The organism is Mycobacterium sp. C31M, from assembly GCF_053345865.1.
The window spans coordinates 150,959-175,202 of record NZ_JBKFAX010000015.1; the positions used below are offsets into that span (position 1 = coordinate 150,959).

Here is a 24,244-nt window from a genome sequence, read left to right on the forward strand (position 1 = left end):
CTTGGCAGATTGCCAAAACTGTCGTACCGTTACTAACGTATCCGTCAAATAAGCGGCGGTGACGACACAGGAAGAGTTCTCATGGCGATCTCGGCGACCCGTTCCCTGGCTGTATTGGTGGCCGCGGCAGCCCTGCTGACCACCGGCTGTGAAGGCAGCCGGGCCGATGCGTCGGTCGACGTGCCGGATCTGTGGCCGACGGACAAGGTCGAGTTACTGGTCGGCTACGCCGCCGGCGGTTCCAGCGATGTGATCGGCCGGGCCGTGGCCAAGGGGCTCAGCGCGGGCCTCGACGCCCCGGTGCGGGTCGCCAATCGCGCGGGCGGCAACGGTGCGGTCGCCGCCGCGCAGGTCGCCGCCGCCCCGTCGGACGGGTCGGTGATTGCCATCCAGAACGCCTCGCTGTACACCCTCACCCCGCTGGCGGTCAGCCCCGACCAGGTCAGCCACATCGACGATGTCGACATCGTCTACGGCATCTCCAGTGAGGACTACGTCCTGGTCGCCAATCCCACCAACGGTTTTCGCACCGTCGACGACCTCAAGCTCGCCGACCACAACATCAGGTACGGCACTTCCGGCGTCGGCACCGGCGCGCACCTGGCGGGCGCACTCCTGATGAAGGATGCCGGTGTCGTGGCCGAGGCGGTGCCCTTCGCCGGGGGAGCGGCGGACCTCGCGGCGGTGCTCGCCGACGAGGTCGACCTCGCGGTCGTCCACGTCGGCGAGGCGATCGAGAACATCCGGTCCGGAAAGCTGACGCCACTGGTGGTGTTCAGCCCGCACCGCATCGGTCACCTACCCGAGGTGCCGACCGCCACCGAATTGGGGTTCGACGTCACCGTGTCGCAGTACCGCTTCCTCACCGCGCCGAAGGGCACCCCGGCGCCGGTGACGAACGCACTCATCTCGGGTCTGAAGGCGACCTTCGCCACCCCGGCCTACGAGCGCTTCAACGAGCACAACAGCCTCACACCGATGGAAATCCCCGCCGATCAGGTGCTGTCACGACTGACCGCGGACACCCGGCGCTACGCCGAGATGGCCGCCGCGGCCGGGATCAACCTGCACGACGTCACCTGAGTCGCAGACTAGTGACTCGGGATGCCGGTGTACTCCGGGTTCGGCGGCACCGACAGCGCAATCCCGATTCGGTTGGTGGCACCGATGAAGGCCGCGATCGAGATCCCTTCCAGGATCAGCTCATCGGTCAATCCGAGCTCGCGTAGCCGGTCCAGATCTGCCGCACCGATGGCCCGCGGATCGTTGTTCACCGCGACCGCCAGATCGGCCAGTGCACGCTCGCGGTCGGTCAGCTCGGCCACCTGGTGGTGATCGATGGCCACCCGCTGCCCGAACGACCAGTCGCCGGCCACCTTGCCCAACTTGTTGGCATGGTTGGAATGGCAGTAGGAGCACCGGTTCTCGCCTGAGACGACCGTCGCGATCACCTCACGCTCACGAGCGGTCAGCCCGCCGCGGCCGTCGGTGCCCAGCAGTGGCAGCAGGTAGCCGTTGAGCCGTTCCAGGTCACCCTCGTTGAGCGAGAGCGCGCGGAACCAGTTCGACGTCAGGCCCTCGTCACGCTGCTGCTTGGCGAAGAAACCCTTCACCGCCACATTGGACAGTTCGTCGAGGGCGGGCACCCGCAGCCGGGAGATGGTGTCCGGGGTCAGCGAGGTCGGGGCGTCAGCGGTCGCAGTCATGTCCGCCACCATCCCGGCCGACCGGCGCATCGACAACGGTTTTACGCCGCGCGACGGAAACAATTGTCAGCGTAGGGCTTCGGCGGTCGCGTCGTCGGCGGGCAGGAAGGCCTCGATGCTCAGCTCGGCCGCGGTGAGATCCAGGGCGGTGCCGAAGGTGGTGACGGTGCTCAGGAACCTCAACACCTGCCCGCCGGCGCCCTCCAACTCCAGGGGCACGACGACCCCACCCAGGTCGGTGGTCTCGGACTGCCCGCCCGGGTAGGACTCGATCTCGGCGAGCAGTGCCGCCGACTCGGCCGATCCGCTGGTGGCGGTCTCACGTCGCAACCGGCCGATCACGTGGTGGCGCCATTGGGCCAGATTCCGGATCCGCGGCGCCAGGCCGTCGGGATGCAGCGAGATGCGCAGCGCATTCGGCCGTTCCACCAGGTGCGCCGTGACGCCTTCCAGCAGGATGGCCGCACCGGCGTTGACCTGCAACACATTCCAGCTACGATCCACCGCCAGACACGGAAACGGGTTGTAGGCATCCAGCACCCGCTCCACTCCGGTGCGCACCGCGGCCATACCGGGATCGTCGAGCCCACGTTCGGAGTATGCCGGGGCCAGTCCGGCCGCGAGCAGCAGCTGATTCTGCTCACGGGCAGGAACCTCGAGCGCCTGTGCCAACCGCAGCACCATCGCCCGACTCGGCGCCGACCGGCCGGTCTCGATGAAGCTCACATGGCGGGCGGATACATCGGCCTCCAGTGCGAGGTCGAGCTGGCTGAGCCGGCGCCGCTGACGCCACGATTTCATCAGCGAACCGAACGGCGGACTCTGCAGCTGGGCACCGGTCATAGGGCAAGTCTCGGCCAGATCCGGGTGCTGCACCATTACCTCACGCGTAATTGTGTCGCCTACCGCGCGCGACGATCGTGGTGGGCATGACAACTACAGCACTACCCGCATCGGCCATTCCGCGGTGGTTAAGGCTCGTGCTGCGCTGTGACCGCGCCGGATCCTCCTGGTACATCGGCACCGGGTTCTTCTTCGCCCCGGTGCTGGCGATCCTGTCGCCATGGCCGACGGTCACCGCCGTGCTGTGGGCGCTGATCGCGCTGGCCGGGCTGTGGCTCGGGCTGCTCGGCATCGCGATGGCGACCGGCCTGGCGCTGGTGCTGCGCCAGGGCGGCGAGATCGACGAGGACTACTGGAGGTCCATCCTGGACTACCGCGGCGCCGGAGATGTCACTGCTTCGCCGCGCCCAGGTAGTCGACCTGCCAGTGTTTGATGCCGTTGAGCCAGCCCGAGCGCAGCCGCTCGGGCTGGGCCAGTGAGGCGATATCGGGCATCGCATCGGCGATCGCGTTGAACATCAGGTCGATCGTCATCCGGGCGAGGTTGGTGCCGATGCAGTAGTGCGCGCCGGTGCCACCGAATCCGACATGCGGATTGGGGTCACGCAGGATGTTGAACGTGTACGGGTCCTCGAACACGTCCTCGTCGAAATTGGCTGCGCGGTACATCATCACGACGCGCTGGCCCTTCTTGATCGGTACCCCGGACAGTTCGGTGTCCTCCAGCGCGGTGCGCTGGAATGACGTCACCGGGGTGGCCCACCGGACGATCTCGTCGGCGGCCGTCGCAGGCCGCTCCCGCTTGAACAGCTCCCACTGGTCCGGGAAATCGGTGAAGGCCATCATGCCCTGGGTGATGGAGTTGCGGGTCGTCTCGTTGCCGGCCACCGCCAGCAGCACCACGAAGAAACCGAGCTCGTCATCGGAGAGCTTGTGGCCCTCGACATCGGCCTGCACCAGCTTGGTGACCAGATCCTCGCCGGGGGTGTCGGCGCGTTCGGCGGCCAGTTTCATGCCGTAGGTGATCAGTTCGACCGAGGCACTGATGGCGTCGTTGTCGGCGAACTCGGGATCCATATCGCCGACCATCTGGTTCGACCAGTGGAAGAGCTTCATCCGGTCCTCTTGCGGCACACCCATCAGACCGGCGATGGCCTGCAGTGGCAGCTCGCACGAGACCTGCTCGACAAAATCGCCGGACCCCTCGGCCGCGGCCTTGACCGCGATCTGGCGGGCGCGTTCGGCGAGGTCGGCGCGCAGCAGTTCGATCGCGCGCGGGGTGAACGCCCGGGAGATGATCTTGCGTAGATGGGTGTGGTGCGGGGCGTCCATGTTCAGCAGCACGAACTTGCCGGTGTCGATCTGGGCCTGCACCGTGCCGTCGGCGTACCGGGGGAGTGCGGTCTTTTCCAGGCTGGAGAAGACGTCGCTGCGCCGCGACACCTCCTTGACGTCGTGGTGCTTGGTGACGACCCAGTAGCCACCGTCACCGAAGCCGCCCTTGTCCGCGGGTTGTTCGTTCCACCAGATGGGCGCGACGCGGCGCATCTCGGCGAACTCCTCGACCGGCAGGCGGTGGGCGTAGATATCGGGATCGGTGAAATCGAAACCGGCGGGCAGGTTCGGCTTCGGGTTGGCGGAGGTGGCGGTCATGACGTCGGTGACTCCTCACGACGATGTGCTCTAGTGGCCTGATCCATTGCTACACCACCGCCCCACCTGGGTGGAGCCGCTTTGCACAAACTCGCGCGATCTGCCCAATGGAACCTGTTCTCGCCGATTCGGCGCCCAGGAATGTAACAAGAAGACGGCCGACGGAGATCTATCTGTCGATACCATCAGTCCCTGGAGTCACAGCGAGAGGCAGCACGATGACGGTCGACATCCGACGGCTTCTGACCACGACGGGCTGGTTCGCAGCGGGCGTGATCGTCGCCTTCAGCGCCCCGGCGACGGCACTGGCCGCACCCGAACCTGCCCCGCCGGTGCTACCCGTCCCCGACCCCGTCGTGCCGGCCCCACCGGCCCCGGACGTCGCCGTCGTCGCCGCCCCCGCGGAGGGCACACCACACCTGGCGAGCCCCGACGCGCTGCCGGTCGGCACCACCATGGATCCCGCGCTCGCCGGACGCGACCCGTCACCGCACACGAGCTACCTGCGCGACCTCTGGCAGGCCGTCCAGAGCCGGGAGATCAGCGGTAAAGAGGCCGTCATCCTCGGGCTGTCCCAGCGCAATATCAACACCCCGATCCCGCAGCAGGCGCCCGGGCCCAACGTGCCGATCCAGTACCCGCAGAACCCCGTGCCGGTCCCTGCGCCGCTGCCGCCGGCGCCCGCCGTGCCAGCCCCGCCGGCCCCCGCGCCGCTGCCGTAGCTAAACGCGTTCCACCCGCGCGGGCACATGCTTGTGCCACGGCGTTCCCGCATAGGCATCGCGCCAGTGTGAGGCCGTCAGTTCGTTGGGCGCGACCCCCGGAACCACCAGCGCACCGTCGTCCTCGACATGGTCGACACCGAACCCGTTGGGCAGCGAGATGTGTCCGGGCTGCATGACATCGCTGATCTCGACACATGCCTGCGCGGTCCCGGTCGCCGTGGTGATCCGCACCCGGTCGCCGGCAGTCACGCCCGCGGTGGCGGCATCTTCGACGCTGATCCGCAGCGCACCGTCGGGATCACGCTTACGCCAGGACGGATCGCGCAGGATGTCGTTGGCGGTATAGGCGCGCCGCTCCCCGGCTGAGAGCACCAGCGGGTACTCGGCACTGGTCAGCTCCCACGGCACATCGGTCAACGCGGCGGTGTCGGCGAGCATCTCGGGGATCGCCAGCGCGATCTTGTGGTCGTCGTGAGTGATCAACAAGAAGTCGTCGGCGTACTCGTGTTCGGTGAACGTCACACCCGACCGGCCGTCCAGGATCGCCCGGAACAGCGCATTGCCGTCGGCATGACCGGCCCGGCGCACCGCATCCGGATAGCCCATCGCGGTCTTCTGCGCCAGGCCCCACAGTGCGGCTGCGCCGGCCAACCCTTCGGGCAGCGTCGGGCCCAGCGTTTCGTACAGCACGTACGGAAGCACCCGTCCCAGTGCGGGATTGGTGCTCACCGCGGTGAGGAACGCGACCGTGTAGGCATCCAGGCCGTCGCGGGCCGCGACCCGCAGCGGATGCAGATCCCGCTCGCTCACCACCTCGAGCGCGCGGACCAGGCGGGCCCAGATCTCGGGTTCGGCCAACGTGCCGGGCAGCGGTTCGAGCACCCGGTGACGCAGGTGGAAGGTGTTGTGCGGGAACTCCAGGTTGAAGAACGTCGCCTCGGGCTTCTCGAACTGGCTGGCGGCCGGCAACACATAGTGCGCCAGTCGGGCGGTCTCGGTCATCGCCACATCGACGACCACCAGCAGCTCCAGCGATCCCAGCGCCTCGCGGACCCGCGCGGAATCGGCGACCGAATGCGCGGGGTTGCTGCTCTCGACGATCATCGCCCGTTGACGATCGGGGTGATCGGTGAGGATCTCGTCGGGAACCACGTTCGACGGGATCAGACCCGCGATGATCGGGGCGCCGGTGACCGGCGTGCGACCGACCCCACTCGCGCTGAACAGCGGCGCGAACGACGAATGCAGATGCTGTGCACCACGTTTGGCGAAGTTACCGGTGAGGATCCAGAGCATCTTGTTCAGATACGAGCACAGCGTGCTGTTGGGTGCCTGCTGAATGCCGAGGTCCTCGAACACCGAGACGCTGCCCGACGCCGCGATCCGGCGGGCGGCCGCGCGGATCAGCGACTCGTCGACACCGCACCGTTGCGCGTAGTCGCCGACCGGAACCGAGGCCAGCACCGCGCGCACCTGCTCGACCCCGGTGACATGCGCGGCCAGGAACTCCTCATCACAGAGGTCCTCCTGGACCAGCACGGCGGCCAGCGCGGCCAGACACCACGCGTCGGTTCCCGGCTTCACCCGTAGGTGGAAATCGGCCAGCTTGGCGGTATCGGTGCGCACGGGGTCGATCACGATCATGGACCGCGCCGGGTCCTTGGCGATCTCGTTGAGCACCGTGCGGGCGCGCGGGAAGCTCTGCGACATCCACGGGTTCTTGCCGACGAACACCGACACCTCGGCGTGCTCGAACTCGCCGCGGGTGTGGCCGCCGTACAGCTGGGCGTCGACCCAGAACTCACCGGTCTTCTCCTGCGCCAGCGCATTCGAGCGGTAGCGCGATCCGATCGCCTTGAGGAACGCGCCGCTGTACGCGCCGCCGAGATGGTTGCCCTGACCGCCGCCGCCGTAATAGAAGATCTTGTCGCCGCCGTACACGTCGCGGATCGCCATGAACTTCTCGGCGATCTCGGAAATCGCGGTGTCCCAGTCGATCTCCTCGTAGCTGCCGTCGGGACGGCGGCGCAGCGGCGAGGTCAGCCGGTTGCGGTTGTTCTGGTAGTGGTCCAACCGCAGCGCCTTGTTGCAGGTGTACCCCTGCGACGCCGGGTGTTCCTTGTCGCCGCGGATCTTGGTCAGTCGGCGGTCGTCGGTTTGCACCACGATGCCGCAGTTGCACTCACAGAGGATGCACGCGGTGGGGTGCCATGTCGCAGTGTCGGTCACGGTCCGGGTTCCTTTCGTTCGGCGGCCACGAGGGTGCGTAGCTGCCGGTGGATGAGATCCAGGGGTGCGGTGCTGCCGGTAGTGCGGCAGACCAGGATGGCGCCTTCGACGGCGGTGGTGACCAGCATCGCGAGTTCGGCCGCCCGCTCGGTGCCGACACCGTCGGCAAGCAGGCGCTGCTCGATGAGCCCGATCCAGCGGGTGAAGGCGGCCCCGGCGCGCTCGGTGATCTGCGGGTTGTCGGCCTCCACGGCGACGGCCACCACCGGGCAGCCGGCCCGGTAGCCGGTGTCGGTGAGCCGCGTGCGGAAGCCGTCGACGATCACATCGAGTGCGGCGACTGCGTTCGGCGCGGCAGCCAGCAGCCCGGCGATCACCTCACCGGCGAAGTCGACTGCCTCGCAGAGCAATTGGGTGCGGCCGCCGGGGAAGTAGTGGTAAGCCGAGCCACGCGGTGCCCCGCTGTGTTCCAGCACATCGGAGATCGCCGTCGAATGGGCGCCGCGCTCCCGGATCAGCAGGGCGGCGGAGGCGACCATGCGATCGCGATGGTTGGGCATGCTGCTCCTCCCGCGGAATTATGTAGAGCAGCATACATAGCGCGTCGGTCGACCGAAAGCACGAATCCCGCCGGTCCGGGAGAACGGAGGCCGGCGGGATTCGCGGGTAAGGGACGAGGAGGGTTACCCCGGCTATCCGGCGGCTGCCTCGTTCAAGGTGTTCAGCGTGCTGGTGGCATCCAGATATTCCTGGGCCCAGCGCTCGATCACCGCGGAGGTCTTCTCGACCTTGGCGAATTGGCCGACGACCTGACCGACCGGGTTGAACGCGACGTCGACGGACTCATTGGGGTACTTGTGTGTCGCGGCGACCGCCATCCCGGACACCATGTACTGCAACGGCATGCCCAGCGGGGACGGGTTCTGCGGGTTCTCCCAGGCCTCGGTCCAGTCGTTGCGCAACATGCGGGCCGGCTTACCGGTGAAGGACCGACTGCGCACGGTGTCCTTGCTGGTGGCCTTGGCATAGGCGGCGTGCTGCTGCTCGGTGTGCTCGGACTCCTCGACCATGACCCACTGCGATCCGGTCCAGGCGCCCTGGGCACCCAGGGCCAGCGCCGCGGCGATCTGCTGGCCGCTGCCGATACCGCCGGCGGCCAGCACCGGAACGGGCGCGACCTCCTTGACCACCTGCGGCCACAGCACGATCGAGCCGATCTCACCGCTGTGCCCGCCGGCCTCGCCGCCCTGGGCGATGATGATGTCGACACCGGCGTCGGCATGCTTGCGCGCCTGCGACGGCGAACCGCACAGCGCGGCGACCTTGCGGCCCTCGGCGTGGATGTGGTCGATCATGTCCTTCGGCGGGGTGCCCAGTGCATTCGCGATCAGCGTCATCTTGGGGTGCTTCAGCGCGATCTCGACCTGCGGGGTCGCCGTCGCCTCGGTCCAGCCCAGCAGCTGCAGGGCATCGTCATCGCTGTGCTCGACCGGCACACCGTGATCAGCCAGCAGCTTCTTGGCGAAGTCGATGTGCTCCTGCGGCACCAGATCGTTGAGCGTCTTCTTCAGCACCTCGGGGTCCATGTCCGCGGCGTCCATGCCCTCGTACTTGTTCGGGATCACGATGTCGACGCCGTAGGTGTGATCGCCGATGTTCTCGTCGATCCAGTTGAGCTCGATCTCGAGCTGTTCGGGACTGAAGCCCACGGCGCCGAGCACGCCGAACCCGCCGGCCTTGCTGACGGCCACCACGACATCGCGGCAGTGAGTGAAGGCGAAGATCGGGACGTCGATCCCGAGCTCGTCGCAGAGGGGAGTGTGCACGTGCGGCTCCTTGTTGGGCGATCGGTAATCGCAAGACTGAAACGTGTTCTAGTTTATTATCACAGGCCCTTGTGGCGACAGGGCGGTCCGGACAAAATCTGAGGCGACGCACTCGACACCGTGCGAGAATTAGATTTCCGGTTTGTGGAAGTCGTATTAACAGCTGCATTATCCGACAACCGCGTCGTCCGAGAATCAAGGGGAGAGTGTCGACCATGAAGGACTGGCTGGCGAACTCTCTGGTGCTGGTCTCGGATTACCGGGTGCCCGACCCGGGCAAGGTGTGGCCGATGCTGCAACGCCGCGCCGAGGCCCTGGCCCAGATGGGGGTGCACCACGTACTGGTCTACACCTCGACCACCGATTCGGAGCGGGTTCTGGTGATCCTGGGCATTCGCGCCCACGAACCCGTCCGGGATCTGCTGCGGTCGCGGGTGTTCTTCGACTGGTTCGACGCCGTCGGCGTCGTCGACCTGCCCGCGGTGTTCGCCGGTCAACTGGTCGACCGCATCGACTTCGACGAAGACACGCACCCGGCGCCGCCGGTGATGGTCTCGATGGTCACCCCGGTGGCCGATGTGGACGACCTCAACACCCGGGTTCGCGCTGCGGCCAAGGCGTTTCATGCTTCCGGAGTTCAGCGGTTCTGGAGTTTCCGGGCGTTCGACGACCCGCAGGAGGTGCTGATCCTGCAGCAGATCGACGACGAACGGAGTGCGCGACGGTGGCTGCACGATTCCGACGACGCCGCCGAATGGTTGACCGAGGCCGGCGTGGGTGCCTATCCGCCAGTCTTCATCGGCCAATTCCAGCAGATGATGACCATCGAGCCACGCTGATGTTCGTATGCCTCTGCGAAGGCATCACCAGCCACCAGGTCATCGACGCGGTGGACGGCGGTGCCTGCACCACCAATCAGGTCGCCGCGGCCTGCGGGGCCGGAGTGGACTGCGGACGCTGCCGACGCACCGTGCGCGCCATCATCGAATCCCGGAGCGTGGGGCGCGGGACCACCAGCGGCGCTCCTCACCGGAATTGACCCGCAGGATCGGCCAGCCGTTGCGGGCGGCCGCCGCGGCCAGCCCGGGCCGCGGGTTCACCGCGTGCGGGTGCCCGACGGCGTCGAGCACCGGCAGGTCCTCGGTGCCGTCGGCGTAGCAGAAGCTCTCGCTCAGGTCGATACCGCGCTGGGCGCTGAAGTCGATGACGGCGCGGGCCTTGTTGCGGCCCCAGATGATCGGCCGCGCGATATGTCCGGTCAGCCGGTCGCCGTCGGTGACCTCGAAGTGGTTGCACAGCAGATGTTCGATGCCGAGATGCTCGGCCACCGGCCGGGCGTGCATGGTCAACGCCGACGAACTGAGCGCCACGGTGTGGCCGCGCTCCTGATGGGCGGCCACCACCGCGGCCATCACCGGGAACAGTCGCGGTGCCACCCGGTCGGCGAACAACTCGTCGCCGAGCGCCTCGAGCTCGGTCAACGACTCGCCGGCCAGATAGCCCGAGGCACGCTCGAGCAGTCGGGCGAACTGCATACGCCCGATCTTGTAGCGGACGCTGGCCTCCAGGATGCCGGTCAGCTCCCCGAACCCGGACTGCCCGTTGCGGATTCGGTGACCCGCGTGCACGGTGGCGGTGAACCCGCGCACCAGGGTGCCGTCCACGTCGAAAAATGCGCCGATATGAGGCCCGGGCGGACTGGCGGCGATGGCGGCGAGCGGGTCGGTCACTCCTCCATTGTGCGGGTGCGGGCTAGCGGGACGCCGGTACCAGTCCCTTGCCGGTGCCCAACGGCAGATCAAGGGTGGTGCGGATACCGGCCGGGGCGGCGATGGCATCGGGGATGGCGTTGACGATGCGGCCCGCGGCGGCCAGGATCGCGGCGTAGTTGTGGTCGCCCCGATCGCTGGTGGGGCAGATATCCACCACGTAGGACGGCTCACCGGTGATCTCCACCCGGTAGGACCCGCCGGGCTGGGCGGGTTGGGTCCAGTCCGGGCGCAGATCCTCGCGGACGCGGGTGATGTGCTCGACGACGATCACCGGCTCGCCGGCGACCATGCCGTTGATCTGGAAGCGCATCGCGGCCACCGTGCCCTTGGCGATGACGCCGGTGGCAACCTCGATATCCTCGGGTGCGGGTTCCAATTCGTAGCTCTCGGTGATCTCCTCGACCTCGACACCCAGGCCGGCGGCGAGCATCCTGATCGCGGTTCCCCAAGCGGCACTGAGGATTCCGGGTAGGAAAAGCATGCCGGGCTGGTCGATCGGATTGCCGAACCCCATGACGATCGACATCACCTCGGTGCCGTCGTAGGTGGCGTAGTCGGCGATCTCCATGGTCTTGATCTGGTCGATACGCTGACAGGTGCTGGCGATCGCGAACGGCACCAGGTCGGTGGCGAACCCCGGATCCACACCGGTGATGAACACGCTCGAATCACCGGCCCGCGCAGCCTGTTCCACCCGGTTGATGGCCTTCTCGGGCATGGCGCCCCACGGGAACTGCAGGCCGCCCGGCGCCGAGCCGACCACGTTGATACCGGCGGCCAGCGCGGCCATCACATCGCGGGTCGCCTCCACCGGTCGGGTGTCACCCATCGCGCAGTACACCAGGCAGTCAGGCTTGGCGGCGAGCGCGGCATCGATGCCCAGCGTGGCGGTCACCCCGGTGACGGTGTCCACCCCGGCCAGTTCGCCGGCGTCCACCCCGACCTTCGCCTCGGTCGACGTGCCGACCGCGACGAGTTCGAACCGGGGGTCGTCGATGAGCTGGATCAGGGCCAGTCGGCCGCAGTTCCCGGTGCCGACGAGCGCCACGCGAATGGCCATACAGATCTCCTTACGGTGTTTGGTCCATTCGCAGTATGCGTGCTCGGACGACGAATTGGAACAGGTTCTAGTTTCTGATGGCCGTGCGGTAGCCTCTGGCCCCATGGGACGCGTCGATGACAAAGTCGTACTGATCAGCGGTGGTGCTCAGGGCATGGGTGCCGCGTACGCCAAGATGCTCGTCGCCGAGGGCGCCAAGGTCGTCATCGGCGACATCCTCGACGAGAAGGGCGAGGCGCTGGCTGCCGAGATCGGGGATGCGGCCCGCTACATCCACCTCGATGTCACCCAGGCCGACCAGTGGGATGCAGCGGTCAACCTGGCCGTCGACACCTACGGCAAGGTCACCACGCTGGTGAACAACGCCGGCATCGTGGCGCTGGGCAAGATCGGCAAGTTCGACATGGACAAGTTCCGCAATGTCATCGATGTCAACCTGATCGGTACGTTCCTGGGCATGCAGGCCGTCGTCGAGCAGATGAAGGCCGCCGGTGGCGGATCGATCATCAACGTGTCGTCCATCGAGGGCCTGCGCGGCGCCCCGATGGTGCATCCCTATGTCGCCTCCAAGTGGGCCGTGCGCGGCCTGGCCAAATCGGCGGCAATCGAGTTGGGCAAGTTCAACATCCGGATCAACTCCGTGCACCCCGGCTTCATCCGCACCCCGATGACCAAGCACTTCCCCGATGACATGGTGACCTCGCCGCTGGGCCGGCCCGGCACCTCCGAGGAGGTGGCGACCTTCATCGTGTTCCTCACCAGCGACGAGTCCTCGTTCTCCACCGGCGCCGAGTTCGTGGTCGACGGTGGTCTGGTCACCGACGTCCCGCACAAGGACTTGTTCTAGAAGCGGCACCGGGCGTCGGCGGCGCGGTCGTGGCAGGGCAGGATGGTGACAGCCCACCACAGGAGGACCAGATGGCAGACGTAACCGAACGGCAGGCGCTCGCCGACTTGACCGCCGACAAGGGATGGGATCGGCGTGTCTCCGATCGGGTCGACATCTACATGCGCGGCACCACCCGGATCCGGGTGATCTGGGCCGGCGATGATGCGCTGACCGGCAGCTCGCGCTACCAGGACGACCTCATGGAGACCTACACCCGCGAACTGGACACGCTCAAGGGCTGGTTGTCACGCTGACGACGGCGCTGAATAGGCTTACGGCATGGGTGTGCGCGCCGGAATCGTGGTGACCGGGACCGAGGTCCTGACGGGGCGGGTCCGTGACCTCAACGGGCCGTGGCTGGCCGACCAGCTGCTGGAACTGGGTGTCGAACTGGCCCACATCACCCAGTGCGGTGACCGGCCCGCCGATCTGCGGGCACAGTTGCAGTTCCTGGCCGGCCAAGGCGTCGATCTGATCATCACCAGCGGCGGGTTGGGGCCGACGGCCGATGATCTGACGGTGGCCACCGTCGCGGAGTTCTGCGATCGCGAGCTGGTGCTCGATGCGGATCTGGAGCAGCGCATCGCCGGCATCCTGCGTCGCCTGACCGCGGGCCGCCAGGGTGTCGACTTCGAGGCCGTGATGGCCGCCAACCGCAAGCAGGCGATGGTGCCGGTGGGCGCACAGATCCTGGATCCGGTGGGCACCGCGCCGGGTGTGGTCGTGCCCGCTGGTATCCCGGGGGCGAGCGGAGCGACGGGGGATGAGCCGGCCAACCCGGTGGTCGTGGTGCTGCCCGGCCCGCCCAGGGAACTGCAACCGATGTGGCCGACCGCGCTGGCCACGCCGGCGGTGCAGCAGGCGATCGCCGGGCGTACCGAATACCTGCAGGACACGGTGCGGATGTTCGGCCTGCCTGAGTCCGGCCTGGCGGAAACCCTGCGGACGGCCGAGATTCGGGTCCCCGGGTTCGATCAGCTGGAGATCACCACCTGTCTGCGCCGCGGTGAACTGGAGATCGTCACCCGCTACGAGCCCGCCGCGGCGGACAGCTACACCGCGCTGGTCGAGGTGCTGCGCGAACACCACCCGCGTGAATTGTTCTCGCTCGACGGAACATTCGTCGACGACCAGGTCGCCACGCTGCTGGCGGGCCGCACCATCGCCACCGCTGAATCCTGCACCGCCGGCCTGCTGGCCGCCCGGCTCGCCGACCGGGCCGGGTCCTCGGCGTATCTGGCCGGCGGCGTCGTGTCCTACTCGAACCAGGCGAAGATCGACCTGCTCGGCGTCAACGAGGCGCTGATCGCCACGCACGGTGCCGTGTCCGAACCGGTCGCCCGCGCGATGGCCGAGGGTGCGCTGCGACGGTTCGGCGCCGATACCGCGGTCGGTATCACCGGTATCGCCGGACCCAGTGGCGGCTCAGAGGAAAAGCCGGTCGGCACAGTGTGCTTCGGGCTGGCGCTGGTCGGCCGTGAGACGCTCGTTCGGACGCTGCGGCTGCCCGGTGACCGCAGCGATGTCCGGGAACGCTCGACCACCGTCGCGATGCACCTGCTCCGGCAGGTTCTGCAGCGATCCTAGGCGAACTCGGCGATCACGCCGGCCGCCAGATTCTCCAACGTCGCATCCGAGGCGCGGTCGTGGGTGAACAACACCACCTGCCCGAACCCCATCGCCTGCCACTGCCGCAGGCGCTCGGCGATCATCGGTGCCGTCCCGATCAGGCCACCCTCGCGTAGCCCGAAACCCGCCCCGCCGAACCGTTTCTCGGCGAATGCCCGCACCCCGGGCAAGGACTGCTCATCGGGGGACAGTGCCATCACCGCCTCCACCGACATCAGGATGTCGGCTGGATCGCGTCCGATCTCATCACACAGTCGACGCAGCACCGATACCTTGTGCGTCAGCTCGCCGAGTGCGTAGGTGGGCACGTTCCACACGTCGGCGTATCGGGCGACCAGTGGCAGCGTGTACTTCTCGCCGACCCCGCCCACCACGATCGGTGGCTGCGGTTGCTGTACCGGCAGCGGCCGGATCGTCATCTCGGACACCGTGTAGTGCGCACCGCTGAAGGTGACCGACCCGGTGGTAAAGGCCTGGGTGAGGATCTCGCAGGTTTCGCCGAGGCGGGCCGACCGCTCGGCGAACGTGCCCCAGTCCAGCCCGGCGCGCCGGTGTTCGTCTTCGATGGATCCGCTGCCCAGGCCCAGCTGCAGTCGGCCGCCCGAGATCTGGTCCAGGGTCGCGGCCATCTTGGCCAGCACCACCGGGTGCCGGAACTGGTTGCACAACACCATGTGCCCGACCCGCAGCCGCTCGGTCCGGCTGAGCAGTGCGGTGGCCAGCGTCCAGGCCTCCAACGAGTCGATCTCGGGCATGCCGGGCCCGTACAGATGGTCGTAGAGCCACAGCGACCCGATGCCGAGTTCCTCGCAGCGCATCGCCCGGTGCAGCACCTCGGCGTAGCTGAACGCCATCTGCGGGACGTAGACCCCGATATCGAGCTGCGCCATCGGCGTGCGGTCAGTTCAGGACCGGAGCCAGGCGACGCCACTGCTCGCGCGGGAACACCGCCAGATCGGCATCGAGCACCTGGACACAGACGTGATCGGCGCCGGCGTCCCGATGCTCGGCCACCCGGTGGGCGATGGTCTCCTCGTCACCCCACACCACGACCGCGTCGACGAGTCGGTCGCTGATGGTATGCACATCGTCTTCGGTGAAGCCGGTGCGCAGCAGGTTGTTGACGTAGTTGGGCAGCGACAGATAGCTCTTCAGGAAGGTGCGGGCGATGGTGCGGGCCTGCTCGGCATCGGTGTTGAGCACCACCGTCTGCTCGGGCAGCACCAGCGGTCCGGCGCCGAGCGCGGCCCGCGCGGTGGCGGTGTGCTCAGGTGTCACCAGATACGGGTGGGTGCCGCGGGATCGGTCGGCCGCCAGTTGCAGCATCTTGGGTCCGAGCGCGGCGATCACCCGATCGGCCACCGGCACCGGTTGTTCGGCGGCGTCCAGACCGTCCAGGAACGCCGCGGTGGCGGCCAGCGGTTTGCGATAGGTGCCCGGCGATTTGGAATCGATCAGCGGCGCGTGGCTGACGCCGATGCCCAGCAGGAAGCGTCGGCCGTGCGCGGCGGTCAGCCGGGCATGGGCGACGGCGACATCGGCAGGGGAGTGCATCCACAGGTTCAGGATGCCGGTGGCGATGGTGACGCCGCGGGTGGCCGCCAACAGGTTCTCGACGGCATCGATCACCGGGCCGCCGACGTCGGGGATCCACAGCGCCGGATAACCGAGTTCCTCCAGTTCGGCCGCCGCCTCGGCGGCCTGGCCCGGATCACCGTAGCGAAGATGTGAACTCCAGATTCCGGTACCCGAAAGATCCACCTGCTGAACTCCTTTGAGTTGACGTCAGTGCGGGTCGTGCCCGTCGCGATCCCAGATATCCAGCATCGTACGGAGTATCTCCTCGGCGCAGCCGAGCCCCCCGAGATGGCTCTCGCCCGGCAGCACCGTCATCTCGGCATCGGGCAGGCGCGACACCGCATGCGCGCCGTGCGCGAACGGGACGATGTGGTCCGCGTCGCCGTGCCACCACCGCACCGGGACCTTGACCTCGTCGAGGCGGAAGCCCCAGTCGCGGACGAAGTCGACGATGTCGAAGAACGGTGCCGACAACTGTTTGCGGCCGCCGTTGAGCAGGTCGTCGAGGAACATCGCCTTGAACTCGGGGCGGCCCAGCAGCCGGCGGTCGCCCTCCGGGGAGATCCTCGCGTAGATCTCCAGCGCCGGTGAGCCGACCGGCGCGATGAATTTGATCAGGGTGGCGGCGGCCAGCCGGATGGGCGCGCCGGCGATCTCGAGCACGGGGGCGACCGTCGAGCCGAGGTTCATCAGCCCGCTGGCGATCCCGTCCGGCCCGATGTAGGGGGCCACGCCGCCCAGCACGCCCGCGGCGACCACCCGCTCGGGCATCGCCGCCGCGGTGGCCAGCGTGTAGGGCCCGCCGCCGGACAGCCCGATGACCGCGAAATTACCGATGCCCAGGGTATCGGCGATGGTGCGCAGGTCCTCGGCGAAGGCCAGCACGTTCGGGTACTGGTAGGCCGTCGACGACCCGATGCCCGGGCGGTCGACGCCGATCAGCCGGATCTTCTCCAGTTCGGCGTAGGCGCGGGCCTCGGCGGGAATCTGGCGTCGGGCACCGGGGGTGCCGTGCAACCAGAAGATGGCCCGGCCCTGCGGATCGCCGAACTCGGCGAAGCCGAGCTGTCGGTCGGCGCTGACGGCGATGTTGCCCTCGAGCTTGGGGCGCGCGATGGGAGGAACCATCAGCAGAGTGTGTCATGGATTACAGCACCGGATTATCGTGCCCTGCGGCACGTGCGGTGTCATGACCACGCCGGGTGCTTACACGCGTTAGTTTCGTCACCGAGGCACGGTTTTCGAGGAGGACGACATGGACGATGCGCACGACCGCGGGGCGATCGGGCTGGCGTTCTCCACCCACCGGTTCGAGGAGTCGCTACCGCACCTGGCGCCGAATGTGCGCTGGACGATCGTCGGTTACATGGTGCTCGAAGGTGCCGACGCCGTGATCCGCACCTGTACCGAGACCCGGGAGAGCCTCGCCGAGACCGACACCGACCTGCAGCGGTGTGTGGTCGCCGCGCAGGGCGGCATCGTCGCCGTCGATACGCTGGCCCGCTACACCGGACCCAACGGTGCGACGGCCGTGGCCGGCTGCGACATCTTCGAGTTCACCGGCGCGCAGATCTCGGCCATCACGTCCTACGCGGTCCAGGTCGACCCGGACTGTTCCGGCGCCCCGCCCCGCTGATGTCGATCACGTCGTCCGGTGCCGCACCGACATCCCGTTGCGTTCGGCCAGCGAGCGCAGCTGCTTCAGCGCGAACTGCCGGCTGCGCCCCGCAGGCGGCAGCACGATGCCGGCCCATAGACCCTCGGCCCCCGGCGTCACGCACGCCTCTTTGGCGCACTGCCACCGCCGCGGGCAGGCCCGGCACAGTGCCTTGGCGCCCTCGTCGGCGACGGTCGTCCAGCGATCGGGATCGCGTGTGCACGGCGCCGTCCAGAACTCGTCCTCTGTCGTTATCGGATGCATGTGACCCCCCGTCCATCTTTCGTCCACGACAATACGTTTGTATCGTAAATTCGTCTTTACCGCTGAGGCGCGGACACCGTGATGTTGACTACGGTGGCTCCTGTGACAGGTGAAACGGGTGCGGGAGAGCCGCGCAGCGTGGAGCGGATCCGGCGGGCCGCGCTACGAAGTTTTGCCGAGCACGGTACGGGCGCGACCACCCTGCGCGGTGTCGCTGCCGCTGCCGGCGTCTCGTTGGGCCTGGTCCAGCATCATTTCTCCACCAAGGCCGGGCTGATCAAAGCGGTCGACGAATACGTGTTGGATGTCGTGATCACACCCATGGCGCGGCCCATCACGGAGTCCACCGAGGACTCGCTGGCCGAGGTCGGCTACCGGGTCAACGGGGTGTTCGCCGAACATCCGGAGGTGGCCGCGTACATGGGTCGGGCCCTCGTTGACGGCAGCGCCCTGGGCACGACCATCTTCGACAAGTTGTACGAGGCCGGGGTGCAGCGGTGGGAACTGCGGGCCGAACGCGGTGAGACCCGCTCCGAGATCGACATCCGGTGGGCGGTGATCAACAGCATGGTGCTCGCACTCGGCGCGATGAGTCTGCGCCAGCACATCGACCGGCACCTACCCGAATCCCTGATCACCCCCGCGCAGCTGGAACGCTGGCAACTGTCGGTCAGCGCCTTGTTGCGCGACGGCCTCTTCCGGCCCACCGCGCCCAGCTGAGCGCGTCAATCACGTTCGCCGGCAACCCTTTTCCGGTAGGCCGACGGAGTCTCGCCACAGAACTGGGCGAAGCTTCTGGTGAACGAGCTCAGGCTGTCGAATCCGACGGCCGAACAGGTCGCCTGCACGGACTGATCGGGTGCGGCCAGCAGCGCCATCGCCCGCAGCATCCGGGCGTGCAGCAGGTAGGTCCGCCAGGACAGGCCCAGGGTGTCGGCGAACAGGCGGCGCAGCGTGCGTTCGGATACCGCCACCGCGCGGCTGACATCCTCGGCAGTGACCGAATCAAGGTGTTCCTTGGTGTAGGCCAGCGCGGCCGCGACGATCGGGTGATCGCTGGTGGGCAGGCTCAGCGGTGCCTCGTGATCGAGCGCCTCGGCGACCACATTGGCCAGTGTCCGGAAGAACTCCGCGGACACCCGGTCGTCATCGGGTCTGCCGGGTGCCCGGTCGATCGGCCAACGCAGTCCGTAGATCATCATCTCGCGCACCAGCGGGGACACCGCAATGATGCGGGCCCGGTCACCGCCGTCCGGGATGAGCTGGGCGTCGAACATCACGGCGACGGTCTTGACGTCGGGATTCATCACCGCCTGATGTTCCAGACCGGCGGGAATCCAGGCCGCCTGCTGGGGCGGCAGTAGATAGTGGCCGGCGTCGGTCTCCACCTCGACGACACCGTGCAACGCGTACTCGATCTGATGCACCTCGTGGGAGTGCCAGCCGGTGATCAGACCGTCGCCCTCATACAGATAACTGCCCGCGAGCGCGGTGCCGCCGCGGCGCAACTCGATGACCGGCCGGCCTTCACCGTTCGACTTGGCCGAAAATGTCAAACCTCTGTCCGATAGCGCAGAGACGGTCACGAGATCCGAGGGTACTAGTTGAAGGCATGGACACCAAAGACCTGATTCTGGTGAGCATCGACGACCACGTCGTGGAGCCGCCCGACATGTTCCTCAACCACGTACCGGCCAAGTACAAGTCCGAGGCGCCGATCGTGGTGACCGACGACAAGGGCGTCGATCAGTGGATGTATCAGGGCCGGCCGCAAGGTGTCAGCGGCCTCAACGCGGTGGTGTCCTGGCCCGCCGAGGAATGGGGCCGGGACCCGGCCGGTTTCGCCGAGATGCGCCCCGGTGTCTACGACGTGCACGAGCGGGTGCGGGACATGAGCCGCAACGGCATCCTGGCTTCGATGTGCTTCCCGACCTTCACCGGATTCTCCGCGCGGCACCTCAACATGCACCGCGAGGACGTCACGCTGGTCATGGTGTCGGCCTACAACGACTGGCATATCGACGAATGGGCCGGAACCTACCCGGACCGCTTCATCCCGATCGCCGTGCTGCCCACCTGGAACCCCGAGGCCATGGTCAGGGAGATCAAACGCGTAGCCGCGAAGGGTTGCCGCGCGGTCACCATGCCGGAACTGCCGCACCTGGAAGGACTTCCGAGTTACCACGACGAGGACTACTGGGGTCCGGTGTTCCAGACGCTCTCCGATGAGCAGGTGGTGATGTGTCTGCACATCGGAACCGGCTTCGGCGCGATCAGCATGGCGCCCAACGCCCCGATCGACAACCTGATCATCCTGGCCACCCAGGTCTCGGCGATGTGCGCCCAGGATCTGTTGTGGGGCCCGGCGATGCGCAACTACCCGGACCTGAAATTCGCCTTCTCCGAGGGCGGTATCGGCTGGATCCCGTTCTACCTGGATCGCTCCGACCGGCATTACACCAACCAGAAATGGCTGCGTCGCGACTTCGGCGACAAGATGCCCAGCGACGTCTTCCGCGAGCACTCGCTGGCCTGCTACGTCACCGACAAGACATCGCTGAAGCTGCGCCACGAGATCGGCATCGACAACATCGCCTGGGAGTGCGACTACCCGCACTCGGACTGCTTCTGGCCCGATGCGCCCGAGCAGGTGCATGCCGAGCTGCTGGCCGCCGGTGCCTCCGACTCCGATATCAACAAGATCACCTGGGAGAACTCCTGCCGGTTCTTCGGCTGGGACCCGTTCAAGCTCACGCGCGCGGAGAAGGCGACGGTCGGTGCTCTGCGCGCCACCGCCACCGATGTGGATACCTCGATCCGTCCGCGGGCGGAATGGGCGCGGCTCTACGACGAGAAGCGGTTCGCTCAGGTCTAAGGTTGGGGCATGACCGACCTGGACCGTGCCGCCGCCCGTCGTGAGATCACCGAAGCGCTGTTGAAGGCGCTCGACCGCCGGCACGAGGTACTCGACATCATCGTCGACGCCGCCGACCGCGACGCCGCGGTCACTGCGATCACCGAACTGCTCGGTACCACGCACGCCGGTGCCGAGGCGGTGTTCGGGCTGTCCTTCGATCAGCTGACCAAGGATTCGCGGCGCAGCATCGCCGCCGAGTTGGAGGATCTCAACAGCCAGCTCACCTTCACCCTCAACGAGCGGCCCGCTTCCTCGGCCGAGACCCTGGTGCTGCGCACCTTCTCCGGTGAGGAGGACCGCGACATCCTGGGTGCGCGGATCGACGATCTGCACACCGCCGGTGACGGGCGGGGTGGCCCGGCGGGCAGCCTCGACGACGAGGTGGCGGCCGCGCTGAGCCGGCTCGACCTCGAAGAGGCCGCCTGGTTTGTGGCGTTGGAGGGCGAGCAGAAGGTCGGGCTGGTGCTCGGCGAGCTGGTGGGTCATGAGGTCGAGGTGCGGATCTGGATCCGCCCCGACTGCCGCAAGAAGGGTTACGGCACTGCGGCTCTCCGCAAGTCGCGCTCGGAGATGGCGATCTACTTCCCGGCGGTGCCGGTCGTGGTGCGCGCTCCCGGCGCCTGACCTTTTTGTGCGTCGACACCGAAAGGTGTTCGGCGATAGCTACTTACGAATCACTCCGACCAATCGGGCCGGCGCTGCGGCGCCGGCCCGTCGGCGTCGGCAGGCACCTCGCCGGTCGACGCCGACCAGGCCGTGCCCTCGCACACCAGGTCGCTCGGGAACGGGATCTCGCTGGGCAGCGTGACCGGTAGCCCCGGGACGGTCGGGATGGCCAGCGGCGGTGGCGGAGTCGCGGCGAGCACCGCGGGTGCCGACGCGATCGCCGGTAGAACGGTCTCGGTGGCCAGTGCGGCGGCGGCCGGTGCCGATATGCCGACCGGGAGTGCCACCGCCGGTGCCACCGCAGCCGGAACCGGTGCCGCCGCAGCGGGTGCAGCGATGGGCGCCGCCGACTCGATGAGCGGGGCTGCGTCGACGGAAGCCGGCGGTGCGACAGGTGGCGCCGGTTCTGCCGGCGGCAGTGGGGGTGCGACTTCGACGGGTGGCGGCGGGGGTGCGGCCTCGATGACCGGCGGTGGCGGCGGTGCAGCTTCGACCGGCGGTGGCGGAGCGACGGGCGGTGCTGCGATGGGAGCCGGCAGTGCGGCTTCGGCAGGTGCGGCCACCGCAGCGGCGACGGGTGCCGGCGCAGCGACCGGTGCGGCCGCCTGGACCAACGGTGCCGCCGCCGGAGCCGGCAACGGAACCCCGGCCGGTACCACCACCGGGGCCGGCGGGATCGCCACGGGCACAGGTGGGACGGGCACCGCCGGGACCGCGGCAGGTGCTGCGGCCACGGCATCGGCGACCGGTGCGGCGGCCAGGACGGGGGAGATGAGGTCCAGGGTCTCGGTTGCCGCGACGGGGACTGCCGGGGCCACCGGAGGCGCCGCGACCGGCACGACCGGAGGTGCGGGCGGCGCGGCGACGGGGATCGGTTCCGGGGCCACGGCCGGCACGGCCGCGGCCTCCACGACGGGCGCCGCAGCGACAGGTGGTGCTTCGGCAACAGGTGGTGCCTCGACGACGGCTGCCGCCTCGATGACCGGCGGCGGGACAGGCGGTACGGCCAACGCTTCGCCGACCGCAGTGGCGCCACCCTGCACGGCCTCCGGGATGATCGCCGGTGCCGCCGCCAGCTGCTGCACCATGTCCAGGCACGGTACGCCGGGGCTGACGTCGGGCTCAGCAACCACCGTGGGACTCAACGCCAGCACGCTCCAGTACAGGCCTGCAGTGGCAAATGACGTCACTGCGAGACGATTGACGGTGCGTGGCATGGGATTCCTGATTCTCCTGACGGCCGGCGACGAGCGGAACTTATCGCGGTTCCGGCATTGCACAAACTGCGCGAATTGGCCGACACCGATCCGATACAAAGCAGTGGCCCACCCGTGACTCCTGACGGGCACAAGTCGCCTCAGCGGCGAAAATATCGGCGCGAGAGCCGATTTCTGGCAACGGCCGAACCGGCCGGGGTTGGCTACCCGGTGGCGGCCCGTTCCAGGTCGGCCAGCGAACTCTCCAGATGCGTGAGCAACCTCTGCAGGTGCGGAACGCTGCGGCGACAACCGACCAGGCCGAAGTCCAAGTTGTCGGCAGTGTTGGTCAGTGTGATGTTCAACGCCTGGCCGTCCAGCGCGATCGACATCGGATAGTTGCCGTCCAGTCGGGCGCCGTTCCAGTACATCGGCTCTCGTGCCCCTGGCACATTCGAGATGACGATGTTGAACGGCGGCGGTGCCGACGAGACGAAGCCGGGCACCAGGCTCAGGCCCAGGCCGGCGACCAGGAAACCGGACAGCGCAAGGGCCTGGGCGCGGGGTAGCTCGCTGAAAACCCGCTTGTTGTCCCGCATCGACGCGCTGATGATCTCCAACCGTGTGAGCGGGTCAGCGGTATCGGTGGCCAGGTTGCACAGGATGGTGCCGACCATGTTCCCGCCGGCGTCCTGTTCGTGCTCGCCCCGCAGGCTGACCGGAACCATTGCCACCAGCGGAGTTTCGGGCAGCGCCTGCTGCTCCTCCAGGTAGGCGCGCAGCGCGCCGGCGCACATCGCCAGCACCACGTCGTTGACCGTCACGCAGGTCGCGCTTTTTACCGCCCTGATCCGCTCCAGCGGCCATGACTGCGCGGCGCAGCGCCGGGCGCCACCGATGGGCACGTTGAACATGGTCTTGGGCGCTCCGAACGGCAGCGTGAGTTGCTGCTCCAGCAGCGCGGCCCGGGCCAGGCCGATGGTGGTCGGTGCCAAGCCGACAACCGCACCGGCCGCGCCGGCCACGGTGCGCACCAGCGAGGTGGCCTGATCGGTGGCCGAGACGGCGCGGGTGCGGGACGGCAGCGTCCACGGCACCCGGATCTCGCGGTCATCGGCGTCGGTGGACAGCGTCCGGATCATCAATCGCTGCGCCGAGACCCCGTCGATCAATGAGTGGTGGATCTTGGTGTAGACCGCGAACCGCCCGTCGGACAGTCCCTCGACGAAGTAGGCCTCCCACAGCGGCCGGTGCCGGTCGAGCAGACTGCCGTGTATCCGTGAGGTGAGCTCCAGCAGCTCGCGCACCCGGCCGGGACGCGGGAGCGCCGAGCGGCGCAGGTGGTAGTCGACGTCCACCTCATCGTCCAAAGTCCAACCGACATTGGTGATCCCGCCGAAGAAGGTGGCCGGATGCTTTCGGAACGTCGGCTGAAACTCGTCGAACTCGGCGATCGACCGGTATAGGTCGGTGACGAAATCGGGGCCGGCGTCGGCCGGTGGCTCGAACAGTTGCAAACCCCCGACGTGCATCGGGTGTTCGCGTGACTCGCCGACGAGGAACAGCGCATCGGTCGGCGAGATCAGCTTCATCTGAGTCAAGCTACCGACCGTGGTGGGGAAGTATCGGCGATT

27 protein-coding genes are annotated in these 24,244 nt (G+C 67.8%); 12 read left to right on the top strand and 15 right to left on the bottom strand.

The window, feature by feature from the left end; all coding sequences use genetic code 11:
* Positions 1–81: 81 nt before the first annotated feature.
* Positions 82–1,083, top strand: coding sequence for a tripartite tricarboxylate transporter substrate binding protein (locus ACLBYA_RS22525; protein ID WP_447711668.1), 1,002 nt, complete (start codon positions 82–84; stop codon positions 1,081–1,083).
* Between the two features lie 8 nt (positions 1,084–1,091).
* On the opposite strand, the gene ACLBYA_RS22530 is transcribed toward ACLBYA_RS22525, so the two are convergent.
* Together ACLBYA_RS22530 and ACLBYA_RS22535 are read right to left on the bottom strand one after the other, a co-directional pair.
* Positions 1,092–1,706 carry a peroxidase-related enzyme gene (locus ACLBYA_RS22530; protein ID WP_447711669.1) on the bottom strand — a complete coding sequence of 205 codons (615 nt, stop codon included), beginning with the start codon at positions 1,704–1,706 and terminating at the stop codon, positions 1,092–1,094.
* Between the two features lie 66 nt (positions 1,707–1,772).
* Positions 1,773–2,549, bottom strand: a complete 777-nt coding sequence (locus tag ACLBYA_RS22535) for a helix-turn-helix domain-containing protein (RefSeq protein WP_447711670.1) — start codon at positions 2,547–2,549, stop codon at positions 1,773–1,775.
* An 86-nt stretch (positions 2,550–2,635) separates the two neighbouring features.
* Between ACLBYA_RS22535 and ACLBYA_RS22540 the strand changes: the two genes are divergently transcribed.
* Entirely contained in the window at positions 2,636–2,983 is a 348-nt protein-coding gene (locus ACLBYA_RS22540; RefSeq protein ID WP_447711671.1) for a hypothetical protein, read from the top strand.
* Here the strand turns inward: ACLBYA_RS22540 and ACLBYA_RS22545 are convergent.
* A complete protein-coding gene (locus ACLBYA_RS22545; RefSeq protein WP_447711672.1) occupies positions 2,940–4,202 on the bottom strand; it encodes a cytochrome P450 in 1,263 nt (420 codons plus the stop codon). The two genes, ACLBYA_RS22540 and ACLBYA_RS22545, sit on opposite strands and share 44 nt — an antisense overlap.
* Before the next feature lie 218 nt (positions 4,203–4,420).
* Between ACLBYA_RS22545 and ACLBYA_RS22550 the strand changes: the two genes are divergently transcribed.
* Complete coding sequence (locus ACLBYA_RS22550; RefSeq protein ID WP_447711673.1) at positions 4,421–4,924, top strand: hypothetical protein; 504 nt, start codon at positions 4,421–4,423, stop codon at positions 4,922–4,924.
* Here the strand turns inward: ACLBYA_RS22550 and ACLBYA_RS22555 are convergent, their stop codons facing one another.
* The 3 genes from ACLBYA_RS22555 to ACLBYA_RS22565 form a co-directional block, all read right to left on the bottom strand.
* Positions 4,925–7,156 carry a molybdopterin-dependent oxidoreductase gene (locus tag ACLBYA_RS22555; RefSeq protein WP_447711674.1) on the bottom strand — a complete coding sequence of 744 codons (2,232 nt, stop codon included), beginning with the start codon at positions 7,154–7,156 and terminating at the stop codon, positions 4,925–4,927. It lies immediately after the preceding gene.
* Positions 7,153–7,716 (bottom strand): TetR/AcrR family transcriptional regulator, encoded by a 564-nt coding sequence (locus ACLBYA_RS22560; protein ID WP_447711675.1) that lies wholly within the window; start codon positions 7,714–7,716, stop codon positions 7,153–7,155. The genes ACLBYA_RS22555 and ACLBYA_RS22560 overlap by 4 nt, the downstream gene beginning before the upstream one ends.
* A gap of 132 nt (positions 7,717–7,848) precedes the next feature.
* Positions 7,849–8,982: a nitronate monooxygenase gene (locus ACLBYA_RS22565; RefSeq protein WP_447711676.1), complete on the bottom strand. Its 1,134-nt coding sequence runs from the start codon at positions 8,980–8,982 to the stop codon at positions 7,849–7,851.
* 215 nt (positions 8,983–9,197) lie between these two features.
* Between ACLBYA_RS22565 and ACLBYA_RS22570 the strand changes: the two genes are divergently transcribed.
* Positions 9,198–9,821, top strand: a complete 624-nt coding sequence (locus ACLBYA_RS22570; RefSeq protein ID WP_447711677.1) for a fatty-acid--CoA ligase — start codon at positions 9,198–9,200, stop codon at positions 9,819–9,821.
* Positions 9,821–10,021, top strand: a complete 201-nt coding sequence (locus ACLBYA_RS22575; RefSeq protein WP_447711678.1) for a (2Fe-2S)-binding protein — start codon at positions 9,821–9,823, stop codon at positions 10,019–10,021. The genes ACLBYA_RS22570 and ACLBYA_RS22575 overlap by 1 nt, the downstream gene beginning before the upstream one ends.
* On the opposite strand, the gene ACLBYA_RS22580 is transcribed toward ACLBYA_RS22575, so the two are convergent.
* Together ACLBYA_RS22580 and ACLBYA_RS22585 are read right to left on the bottom strand one after the other, a co-directional pair.
* Complete coding sequence (locus tag ACLBYA_RS22580; RefSeq protein WP_447711679.1) at positions 9,963–10,712, bottom strand: HAD family hydrolase; 750 nt, start codon at positions 10,710–10,712, stop codon at positions 9,963–9,965. The two genes, ACLBYA_RS22575 and ACLBYA_RS22580, sit on opposite strands and share 59 nt — an antisense overlap.
* A 22-nt stretch (positions 10,713–10,734) precedes the next feature.
* Positions 10,735–11,814 carry an NAD(P)H-dependent amine dehydrogenase family protein gene (locus ACLBYA_RS22585; protein ID WP_447711680.1) on the bottom strand — a complete coding sequence of 360 codons (1,080 nt, stop codon included), beginning with the start codon at positions 11,812–11,814 and terminating at the stop codon, positions 10,735–10,737.
* A gap of 103 nt (positions 11,815–11,917) precedes the next feature.
* On the opposite strand from ACLBYA_RS22585, the gene ACLBYA_RS22590 reads away from it, so the two are divergent.
* The 3 genes from ACLBYA_RS22590 to ACLBYA_RS22600 all read left to right on the top strand — a co-directional run bounded on the left by ACLBYA_RS22590 (position 11,918) and on the right by ACLBYA_RS22600 (position 14,290).
* Complete coding sequence (locus ACLBYA_RS22590) at positions 11,918–12,661, top strand: glucose 1-dehydrogenase (RefSeq protein WP_447711681.1); 744 nt, start codon at positions 11,918–11,920, stop codon at positions 12,659–12,661.
* A 71-nt stretch (positions 12,662–12,732) separates the two neighbouring features.
* Positions 12,733–12,957: a hypothetical protein gene (locus tag ACLBYA_RS22595; protein WP_447711682.1), complete on the top strand. Its 225-nt coding sequence runs from the start codon at positions 12,733–12,735 to the stop codon at positions 12,955–12,957.
* A gap of 25 nt (positions 12,958–12,982) precedes the next feature.
* The gene (locus ACLBYA_RS22600) at positions 12,983–14,290 is read left to right on the top strand and encodes a competence/damage-inducible protein A (RefSeq protein WP_447711683.1); all 1,308 of its coding nucleotides are present in this window, start codon (positions 12,983–12,985) and stop codon (positions 14,288–14,290) included.
* Here ACLBYA_RS22600 and ACLBYA_RS22605 read toward each other — a convergent pair.
* The 3 genes from ACLBYA_RS22605 to ACLBYA_RS22615 are packed head-to-tail and all read right to left on the bottom strand — an operon-like array spanning position 14,287 to position 17,038.
* Positions 14,287–15,222 carry an LLM class flavin-dependent oxidoreductase gene (locus tag ACLBYA_RS22605; RefSeq protein ID WP_447711684.1) on the bottom strand — a complete coding sequence of 312 codons (936 nt, stop codon included), beginning with the start codon at positions 15,220–15,222 and terminating at the stop codon, positions 14,287–14,289. The genes ACLBYA_RS22600 and ACLBYA_RS22605 overlap by 4 nt on opposite strands.
* Positions 15,223–15,232: 10 nt before the next feature.
* Positions 15,233–16,093 carry an LLM class F420-dependent oxidoreductase gene (locus ACLBYA_RS22610; protein ID WP_447711685.1) on the bottom strand — a complete coding sequence of 287 codons (861 nt, stop codon included), beginning with the start codon at positions 16,091–16,093 and terminating at the stop codon, positions 15,233–15,235.
* Between the two features lie 24 nt (positions 16,094–16,117).
* Positions 16,118–17,038 carry an alpha/beta fold hydrolase gene (locus ACLBYA_RS22615; protein WP_447711686.1) on the bottom strand — a complete coding sequence of 307 codons (921 nt, stop codon included), beginning with the start codon at positions 17,036–17,038 and terminating at the stop codon, positions 16,118–16,120.
* A gap of 127 nt (positions 17,039–17,165) precedes the next feature.
* Between ACLBYA_RS22615 and ACLBYA_RS22620 the strand changes: the two genes are divergently transcribed.
* A complete protein-coding gene (locus tag ACLBYA_RS22620; RefSeq protein WP_447711687.1) occupies positions 17,166–17,546 on the top strand; it encodes a nuclear transport factor 2 family protein in 381 nt (126 codons plus the stop codon).
* 6 nt (positions 17,547–17,552) lie between these two features.
* Here ACLBYA_RS22620 and ACLBYA_RS22625 read toward each other — a convergent pair whose 3' ends face one another.
* Positions 17,553–17,831, bottom strand: a complete 279-nt coding sequence (locus ACLBYA_RS22625; protein WP_447711688.1) for a WhiB family transcriptional regulator — start codon at positions 17,829–17,831, stop codon at positions 17,553–17,555.
* A gap of 81 nt (positions 17,832–17,912) precedes the next feature.
* Between ACLBYA_RS22625 and ACLBYA_RS22630 the strand changes: the two genes are divergently transcribed.
* The gene (locus ACLBYA_RS22630) at positions 17,913–18,551 is read left to right on the top strand and encodes a TetR/AcrR family transcriptional regulator (protein WP_447711689.1); all 639 of its coding nucleotides are present in this window, start codon (positions 17,913–17,915) and stop codon (positions 18,549–18,551) included.
* A 5-nt stretch (positions 18,552–18,556) separates the two neighbouring features.
* Here ACLBYA_RS22630 and ACLBYA_RS22635 read toward each other — a convergent pair whose 3' ends face one another.
* Positions 18,557–19,417, bottom strand: coding sequence for an AraC family transcriptional regulator (locus ACLBYA_RS22635; protein ID WP_447711690.1), 861 nt, complete (start codon positions 19,415–19,417; stop codon positions 18,557–18,559).
* Positions 19,418–19,443: 26 nt separating this feature from the next.
* On the opposite strand from ACLBYA_RS22635, the gene ACLBYA_RS22640 reads away from it, so the two are divergent.
* Positions 19,444–20,706 carry an amidohydrolase family protein gene (locus ACLBYA_RS22640; RefSeq protein ID WP_447711691.1) on the top strand — a complete coding sequence of 421 codons (1,263 nt, stop codon included), beginning with the start codon at positions 19,444–19,446 and terminating at the stop codon, positions 20,704–20,706.
* A 9-nt stretch (positions 20,707–20,715) separates the two neighbouring features.
* A complete protein-coding gene (locus ACLBYA_RS22645) occupies positions 20,716–21,372 on the top strand; it encodes a GNAT family N-acetyltransferase (protein WP_447711692.1) in 657 nt (218 codons plus the stop codon).
* A gap of 50 nt (positions 21,373–21,422) precedes the next feature.
* Here the strand turns inward: ACLBYA_RS22645 and ACLBYA_RS22650 are convergent, their stop codons facing one another.
* Both ACLBYA_RS22650 and ACLBYA_RS22655 read right to left on the bottom strand, forming a co-directional pair.
* The gene (locus tag ACLBYA_RS22650; protein WP_447711693.1) at positions 21,423–22,604 is read right to left on the bottom strand and encodes a hypothetical protein; all 1,182 of its coding nucleotides are present in this window, start codon (positions 22,602–22,604) and stop codon (positions 21,423–21,425) included.
* 230 nt (positions 22,605–22,834) lie between these two features.
* Entirely contained in the window at positions 22,835–24,202 is a 1,368-nt protein-coding gene (locus ACLBYA_RS22655; RefSeq protein ID WP_447711694.1) for a WS/DGAT/MGAT family O-acyltransferase, read from the bottom strand.
* Positions 24,203–24,244 lie beyond the last annotated feature (42 nt).

Coding starts and splice junctions, on each gene's coding strand:
- ACLBYA_RS22585 (WP_447711680.1), bottom strand. CDS start 11,814: ATGGCCATTCGCGTGGCGCTCGTCGGCACCGGGAACTGCGGCCGACTG.
- ACLBYA_RS22525 (WP_447711668.1), top strand. CDS start 82: ATGGCGATCTCGGCGACCCGTTCCCTGGCTGTATTGGTGGCCGCGGCA.
- ACLBYA_RS22630 (WP_447711689.1), top strand. CDS start 17,913: ATGTTGACTACGGTGGCTCCTGTGACAGGTGAAACGGGTGCGGGAGAG.
- ACLBYA_RS22595 (WP_447711682.1), top strand. CDS start 12,733: ATGGCAGACGTAACCGAACGGCAGGCGCTCGCCGACTTGACCGCCGAC.
- ACLBYA_RS22605 (WP_447711684.1), bottom strand. CDS start 15,222: ATGGCGCAGCTCGATATCGGGGTCTACGTCCCGCAGATGGCGTTCAGC.
- ACLBYA_RS22620 (WP_447711687.1), top strand. CDS start 17,166: ATGGACGATGCGCACGACCGCGGGGCGATCGGGCTGGCGTTCTCCACC.
- ACLBYA_RS22600 (WP_447711683.1), top strand. CDS start 12,983: ATGGGTGTGCGCGCCGGAATCGTGGTGACCGGGACCGAGGTCCTGACG.
- ACLBYA_RS22640 (WP_447711691.1), top strand. CDS start 19,444: ATGGACACCAAAGACCTGATTCTGGTGAGCATCGACGACCACGTCGTG.
- ACLBYA_RS22530 (WP_447711669.1), bottom strand. CDS start 1,706: ATGACTGCGACCGCTGACGCCCCGACCTCGCTGACCCCGGACACCATC.
- ACLBYA_RS22645 (WP_447711692.1), top strand. CDS start 20,716: ATGACCGACCTGGACCGTGCCGCCGCCCGTCGTGAGATCACCGAAGCG.
- ACLBYA_RS22540 (WP_447711671.1), top strand. CDS start 2,636: ATGACAACTACAGCACTACCCGCATCGGCCATTCCGCGGTGGTTAAGG.
- ACLBYA_RS22615 (WP_447711686.1), bottom strand. CDS start 17,038: ATGGTTCCTCCCATCGCGCGCCCCAAGCTCGAGGGCAACATCGCCGTC.
- ACLBYA_RS22655 (WP_447711694.1), bottom strand. CDS start 24,202: ATGAAGCTGATCTCGCCGACCGATGCGCTGTTCCTCGTCGGCGAGTCA.
- ACLBYA_RS22575 (WP_447711678.1), top strand. CDS start 9,821: ATGTTCGTATGCCTCTGCGAAGGCATCACCAGCCACCAGGTCATCGAC.
- ACLBYA_RS22535 (WP_447711670.1), bottom strand. CDS start 2,549: ATGACCGGTGCCCAGCTGCAGAGTCCGCCGTTCGGTTCGCTGATGAAA.
- ACLBYA_RS22560 (WP_447711675.1), bottom strand. CDS start 7,716: ATGCCCAACCATCGCGATCGCATGGTCGCCTCCGCCGCCCTGCTGATC.
- ACLBYA_RS22545 (WP_447711672.1), bottom strand. CDS start 4,202: ATGACCGCCACCTCCGCCAACCCGAAGCCGAACCTGCCCGCCGGTTTC.
- ACLBYA_RS22550 (WP_447711673.1), top strand. CDS start 4,421: ATGACGGTCGACATCCGACGGCTTCTGACCACGACGGGCTGGTTCGCA.
- ACLBYA_RS22570 (WP_447711677.1), top strand. CDS start 9,198: ATGAAGGACTGGCTGGCGAACTCTCTGGTGCTGGTCTCGGATTACCGG.
- ACLBYA_RS22625 (WP_447711688.1), bottom strand. CDS start 17,831: ATGCATCCGATAACGACAGAGGACGAGTTCTGGACGGCGCCGTGCACA.
- ACLBYA_RS22590 (WP_447711681.1), top strand. CDS start 11,918: ATGGGACGCGTCGATGACAAAGTCGTACTGATCAGCGGTGGTGCTCAG.